At 60.0% G+C, this 6,648-nt stretch carries 5 protein-coding genes; 2 read left to right on the top strand and 3 right to left on the bottom strand.

Going from position 1 to position 6,648, the window contains the following annotated elements; translation table 11 throughout:
* Positions 1-760: 760 nt before the first annotated feature.
* The gene (locus AC30NL_RS13445; RefSeq protein ID WP_489464507.1) at positions 761-2,086 is read right to left on the bottom strand and encodes a replication initiation protein; all 1,326 of its coding nucleotides are present in this window, start codon (positions 2,084-2,086) and stop codon (positions 761-763) included.
* Between the two features lie 699 nt (positions 2,087-2,785).
* Between AC30NL_RS13445 and AC30NL_RS13440 the strand changes: the two genes are divergently transcribed.
* Together AC30NL_RS13440 and AC30NL_RS13435 are read left to right on the top strand one after the other, a co-directional pair.
* The gene (locus AC30NL_RS13440; protein ID WP_489464506.1) at positions 2,786-4,051 is read left to right on the top strand and encodes an AAA family ATPase; all 1,266 of its coding nucleotides are present in this window, start codon (positions 2,786-2,788) and stop codon (positions 4,049-4,051) included.
* A complete protein-coding gene (locus AC30NL_RS13435) occupies positions 4,051-5,076 on the top strand; it encodes a ParB/RepB/Spo0J family partition protein (RefSeq protein WP_489464505.1) in 1,026 nt (341 codons plus the stop codon). The genes AC30NL_RS13440 and AC30NL_RS13435 overlap by 1 nt, the downstream gene beginning before the upstream one ends.
* A gap of 86 nt (positions 5,077-5,162) precedes the next feature.
* On the opposite strand, the gene AC30NL_RS13430 is transcribed toward AC30NL_RS13435, so the two are convergent.
* Together AC30NL_RS13430 and AC30NL_RS13425 are read right to left on the bottom strand one after the other, a co-directional pair.
* Positions 5,163-5,360 (bottom strand): VapC50 family PIN domain-containing toxin, encoded by a 198-nt coding sequence (locus tag AC30NL_RS13430; RefSeq protein WP_489464504.1) that lies wholly within the window; start codon positions 5,358-5,360, stop codon positions 5,163-5,165.
* Positions 5,361-5,409: 49 nt separating this feature from the next.
* Complete coding sequence (locus tag AC30NL_RS13425) at positions 5,410-5,544, bottom strand: hypothetical protein (protein WP_489464503.1); 135 nt, start codon at positions 5,542-5,544, stop codon at positions 5,410-5,412.
* Between the last annotated feature and the right edge of the window lie 1,104 nt (positions 5,545-6,648).

The following is a 6,648-nucleotide window of genomic DNA, read 5'->3' as shown; positions in this document are numbered from 1 at the left end:
TGCGAGATGCACCATTCGATGAACCCGCCCCACATCGCCCGGTAGACCTCCTCCGAGGAGGTCTGACGCAACCGGCCGATGTCGCGTGCTCGCGCGAGCCAGGCCTCGAACCAGCTCTGCAGCTCGGCCAGCGCCGACTCGTCCAAGGGCGCGCTGAACAAGTGCGAAGTGGTGGGAATACGAGTTTGAGATGCCATTAAAAAGGACTAACGCCAAACCGTTTATCTTACTCCACGTTGACCACCCCCTTCATCGCCGAACCGGCACAAATACAAGACTGCCTAGAAAGAAAAGAATGCGGCCGCAAGGCTTTGGCGTTAGTCCTTTTCTTTCGCCCCTTCCCCCTGCCATTCGAATCCTTGAGCCGCGCAGACCGCTCAGATTCGCGGAATCCTGGTTGCAGGCCATGCCCAACGATTTGTTGGTCGACCTGGAGGTTCGCATCGGTGACGCGCACTCACACCTTCTCTGGCCCCCCACTGGTCAACGATGGCGCAATCGTGTTTTGCTGCAGCGTACCGGAAGTCCGATGAATTCGTCGTGATCCGCACGGGTCCGCACGGGTCCGCACGGGTCCGCACGGGTCCGCACGGGTCCGCACTTTGAATTGCTGTAAACATCAAGTCCAACGCCCGCGGCTTCCGTTCCTTCGATAACTTCCGCATCCTCTTCTTCTGCGGCAAGCTCATCATGCCCGTCAGTGCTTGATCCCACTGAAAGGCGCGAAGAGCCCTTTCTTTTCTATGCGTCAGGTTTTGAGCTAGCGCCCGCCACGCTGGGCGGCGATCGTTAGCAGTTCCTGGGGCGTGGGCTTGTCCCAGTCGGCGCCCTTGAAGAACCGGATCAGCTCGCCGGTCACCATCGGGTGCTTCCACCCATTGGTTTCGAGCCGCTTGCGAATCGACGGGTGTACGCCGCGCTCATACAGGTGCGCCCGTAGGCGCTCGACCCAGTCAGTTTGCGTCGCGGGCGCCAGCGCCTCGAACTCTGCCACCACCTGCGCTCGCCGCGTGCTGACCCATTCAGCGGTCCAGCCTTCCAGCGCTGCAGCCGCAGCAGCGCTGCTGGCTGGTGGATTTGCACTGCCCTCAGCAGCCTTTTTGGCGGCCGTTGCAGAGATGGACTTGGACTCGAGGAGCGCCCGCAAGTAACGGTACGGGTCGCGCAGGGGCTCCGGAAATTCGTTGGCGATGCGCTTTAGGAGTGCATCGAGCCCAGCCGTCATGGCCTCGTTGCCATGCGTCTGGATCAACGCTTCGGCGTCTTCTGAGCGGACGCCAGCCGCCGTCGCGCGCACCACCTGAGACAAGTCGACAGGCACAGGCGGGTGCCGCAGTGGCAGCGCTTCCTGCTGCTTCTTCCCTACCCTGAACTGGATGTCGGAGATGAAGCGCCCGGCCTTGTGCTCGATCAGCTCAACGTCGAGGTCTGTCACTGCGTTGACCTCAGCGATGGCGAGCTTCAGCACGTCGCGCTTGAAGAAGCGGTATTCCTGTTTGACCGAATCTTCGGTGTCTGGGCTTCCCGTAAGGACGGGCCGCCACCATGGCCATGGTTGCCTTGCTGTCAGGCCGACATCGCGGTATCGGGCGCAGATTTCGTAGAGCACAACGCCCGAATGGCGCCTGAGCTGCGAGATGACGTCAAGGCGCAGCCTGGCGAACCTCTGCGGTTCGAGGAGTTCATGCTTGATGTTGGGCGCGAAGGACCACTCAACCCAGTTTTGGCCACCCTGCTTGTAGACCTTCGCATGGGCCAGAAGACCGGCAACGTTCCATGCCTCGCCCTCCCCTGCCGTCGGCGATTGCCATTCAACTGTCGTGCTGACCATCGCGCGCAGGTGCTGCTTGACGATCTCTCGGGCGTTGGAATTGAAGTCCACACCATGCAAGATGCTCTGCAGTGGCGCCCGAAAGACTTCCTGTTCAATGCCCTGCTCTTGCGCGATGTAGAGCAATACGTTGTAGGCCTTGCGCGCCAGAACGGTGATCTTGCTGGACTTCGTGGGCACGATAGCCAGCGTGTTGACCGGCTTGCGGAGTGGGTTCTCGATGAGATCCCTCTGCGCGGCGCCCTGACGGCTCATGTGAAACAGTCCATTCCGCAATGGTAGCGTGAAAAGCAACTTTCACGTTATGTTGCGAAGACCCAAATGTCCTCACGTCAAGGCCTTTCGTATTGCGACGACCGATCGTTGGGGTACGCAGTTGCTACCCAAAAGTCCTCACGTTGCCTTCAGCGGCCAGTTGCCTAGAAGCCTCGCGTCTGGCTCGCACCCGCGCCGACGGCCTGTCTGCCGCTGCGAAGCGCATGCGCCGGTCTGCCACGCGGACTTCACGACACAGAAGCCGGCCGGAACGGGCGCAAGTCACCTAAAAAGGCTCACGTGAAGGCGCCGACCACGTTGCCTTGCGTCGGCAAGCACTACGCGGCACGCCACCAGCAGAAAACCCATATCCACTCACGAGTCAGCCTAGTGACCCTCACGTCTCGACCTATACCCACTCACACCGCCCCATAAACAGCCTCACGTGACCTCCTATATCCCCTCACGTCGATTGAGCTAAGTGCTTGATTACAAATCATATTTCCGTGCCTAAAGGATTTATAGGGGTTTGAAGACTTGGAACCTATTGAACCCGCGTTGAGGGTCTCGGTTTCAGAAATCAGTACAGAACACTCGCGGTAGCTACCTTATTGTTCAGATCGCCGATCACTTGACGAATCTTGCAATGAAGCGGAGATAAGCGTAAAGCGAGCGGTAAACTCATACCTGGAGGATTACATGTCAAAGCTCAGCATTAAGGCACCTGCCCCGATTGGTCTTGCGGACATCGCGGAACAGGCTGCTCATTCGGTCGAAATGATGTCGCAAATCCGTTCGGCGATGTTGTCGCCGACGACGCGGAAGGCAGCACCCATCTGGAACCTGAGCCAGCTTGCACAACTGCTTGGCATAGAGAAGGGCTCGCTGACGCACCGGATGGGTCGTGGTGATCTGCCTCCGGGCACATTGAACGATGTTGGCAATCGGCGCCAGTTCACTCTCCCAGAGGTCAGGGCCTGGGTCAGGGAGTACCGCAGGGAGAGTTTGCGTTCGGTCGGCGCAGAGGCTGTGACCATCAGCATCGCCAACTTCAAGGGCGGTGTCGGCAAGACAACGACAGCAATCACTTTGGCTCAGGGGATGTCGCTGCTCGGACACAAGGTACTCGTCATCGACACCGACCCGCAAGGCTCGTTGACCACCCTGTTCGGGATCTTGCCCGACGCAGAGGTGGAGGAGGAGGACACCATCCTGCCGTTGGTGATGGGTGCAGAGACCTCGATTCGCTACGCAATTCGCCCAACGTACTGGGACGGCATCGACCTGGTACCGGCCTCGCCGTTGCTGTTCGGAGCGGAGTTCGCACTGCCGGCGCGGCAGACCAAGGAAGAAGGCTTCGAATTTTGGAACGTCCTGAACTACGGCATCGACGACGTGCGCGCTGACTACGACGTCATCGTGATCGACACCCCCCCTGCCCTTTCCTACACGACTATCAACGCGCTGTTAGCCAGCAACGGAATCATCATGCCGCTGCCTCCCAGTACGTTGGACTTCGCTTCTGCAGCTCAGTTTTGGTCCTTGTTTTCTGATCTGACCACGCAGTTGCTCACCAACCGAGGACACGACAAGCAGTTCGATTTCATGAACATCCTGCTTAGCCGAGTAGACAGCTCAGATGCCACCGGTGCGATCGTCAAGCAGTGGATTCAGAGCACCTATGCCAATCGTGTCTCCGTGCTGCCGATGGAGATACCAAAGTCGGCGGTCACCGCGTCGGCGACGGTTGAGTTCGGTACGGTCTTTGACATCACCAAGTACGACGGCAACGCAAGAACCTTCAAGCGCGCCAGGGACGCGTACGACCTGATGGTCAGCTACATCGAAACTTCGGTCCAATCGGTTTGGCGTCGGCAGATTGACTCCAGTGCAGGTGCCGTGACGCCTAGTCATTCTGGCGCGGTGTTGAACCGTTCAACACTTGCTGAAAACGGGGCTGACTGATGGCCAGGAAAATGTTCGAGAAGGCGGGCCTGATCCCTGGTTTGCAGTCCGGAGCTAAGCCGGCTGGCGACAGCTCCCCGGCGGTAGAGTCACCAAAGGCCAAGACGGCGCCGGGAACGATGATGGGTTTCCTGACAGCCCAATCGGGCGCGGTTCAGGAGGCCGAAGCGCTGAAGGCGCGCGTCAAGTTGATGGAAGAAGAGGCTCCCCTTCGAAAGCTCGATCCATCCAGCATTCGGCCGTCAAAGTGGGCCAACCGCCATGAAGCATCGTTTCTCACCGCTGAATTCAAGGAACTGAAGGCTGAGATTGCTGCGGCTGGCGGCAACGTGCAGCCGATCAAGGTCCGCCCTGCGGCGGTGTTGAACGGTTCAACACCCTCGGCTGGACCGAGCTTCGAGCTGATCTTCGGACACCGCAGGCATCGCGCCTGCGCTGAGCTGGACATTCCAGTTCTTGCGGCGATTGAAGAGGCGTCGGATGTCAGCTTGTTCGAACAGATGGAGCGAGAAAACCGTGGACGCAAAAACCTGTCTGCCTGGGAGCAGGGCACGATGTACCGAAAGGCCCTCGATGACGGGCTCTACAGCTCACTGCGCCGATTGGCGGAAGGCCTTGGCGTCGACGTTTCGCTGGTGTCCAAGAGCGTTTCCTTGGCTCGGTTGCCTGAAGCTGTTGTCGCGGCATTTCAGAGCCCTCTCGACATTCAATTCCGTTGGGCTGCGCCGCTGACGGAAGCGATGCAGAAAGATCCAGATGGCACACTTTCGCGAGCGCGTGCTATCGCCGAAACGCGAGGCGATCTGGGCGCGGTAACCATCCTGTCGAAGCTGGTCGGGCTGCCCGAGCCGGCTCCTGCTCTGTCGGCATCTAAGGCTTTGATGATTTCCAAGTCGGGGACGGTTGTGGCAAGACTCACCGCCGACGCTAAGGGGAGGGCGCTTGTCCGCTTCGAGGCCGGGGCGTTGCCAGAGTCCAAACGCAAGGCTCTGGTGAAGGTCATCGAAGACTTCCTCAAGGGCTGAAACCAAACGAACCCTACTAGGCCCAATTTCCAACTGGCCGTGGCTGCCGGGCGACCCGGGGAAGGGCGCATTGACTCTTCGATGGTCTAGATCAAATCCACCGCGCGCCGCAGTCGCTCTGCGGTAGCCACCAGACCGCTTCGCTCCATCGCCGTGGCGAACTCTTCAACGGTGTAGGTTGGATTCCGCTTGCGTGCCCGCATGGCCTTGAACGCGCCGAGAGCCGAGTAGAGATCGAGATCGAGCTGCGCGACGATGAAGTCGTCCGGGTGCAAGGCAACCAAGCCGTAGACCTCGGAGAACAGAGGCTTGGGAAATCCTTCAGATTTGTCTTCACGATGCAGTCCGCGTGACCAGCAATCGCGGCGGCCAACACATGCACGTCATTTGCGTCGGGTAGGTGAGGGAGGGCGCCAACGCCTGCCAGCCTTCGGCGTTGACCTCCCAGTCGAGGACGGCGTCGCGCATCGTGTCGCGCCGGGGGTCGTAAAGCGGCCTGAGAGACCGGGATGACGTCTCTCGGCGACGGCCAGCCATTCATCTTCAATCGCGACTGTCCATTTCGCCGAGAAAAGGCCGGCAACGGCCAGACTGACCAGCTCGTCGGCTGTGGCGATCGGGAACAGCCACGCACGCATCGAGTAAGGCCCGTGAAGCGTGCGTGGCCCCGCCACTTCAGTAGTCCAAGCCCAGTTCAGCCAGCGTCGTCGGCCGTCCTTTTCAACGCATCCGCTTGGCCAGCATGCCATCCGCTGCCGATAGGCCATCAGGTCTTCAGCGGTCACGCGCCGATGTGAGCCCACCAGACGGTAGGGAAGCATTTTGGCTTCCCATCTGCTTGATCAGGAAGAGGCGAGAAACATTGAGCAGATTCGCTGCTTCGAGCGTGGACAGCTCCCGCTCGGCCGGCACTACCGTAACCGGCCTTCCCCTCGCTCAAAGCCCAAGGACCTGCGCGATCAGTCGCAGCGAGTTCGGTGGAAGCGACACCGGCGGCAGCTCGCCGTCTTCACTCGTGAGCACGATCTCTGCGTGTCTTGGAGCGGTCCAGTGACTCCATGATGCGGCGCTGCGCAACGCGGCCACCTCCTGCTCGTGCTCAGTCAGGGGGCTATTTGGGTGGCGCAGAGGAACCTCCCCCCTGCGCCACCCGATAACCACCCCAGTCATGGGAGCAGGGGCTGGCCCCCCGGTCTCTTTTCAATCGTTGCCATGCCGGGGACTCCTGCGAGGTGGGGCGTCCGTTGGCGCATCTATGGATATCGACACTCTTCTGGATTGCAATAAGTGAAGCAAGTGCAACGATTTCCGTGGCGCGGTAGCCGCTGGCCCAGCGCCAATTCGATCTTAAATCAGTCCATCTAATACATGATTAGTATCCTAATCATGTAGCAACAAAACAGGGCGAAACTTCATGCGAGAATCGAAACGTGCCACCCTAAACCCTTGCCGCCCTTGAAAAAACCCACCGCCGACCCGTCCGCGCCCCGGTTCGCGTTGCCCGAGCTCGTGCGCCCGCCCACCCAGGCCAGCGCCGGGCGGCGCCGCCAGCTCCACGCCGGCCACTTCGCG

This window comes from Rhizobacter sp., from assembly GCA_021153565.1.
GTDB lineage: Bacteria > Pseudomonadota > Gammaproteobacteria > Burkholderiales > Burkholderiaceae_C > Albitalea.
The sequence above is the reverse complement of the archived record's forward strand: the minus strand, read 5'-3'. Positions and strand labels throughout refer to the sequence as shown.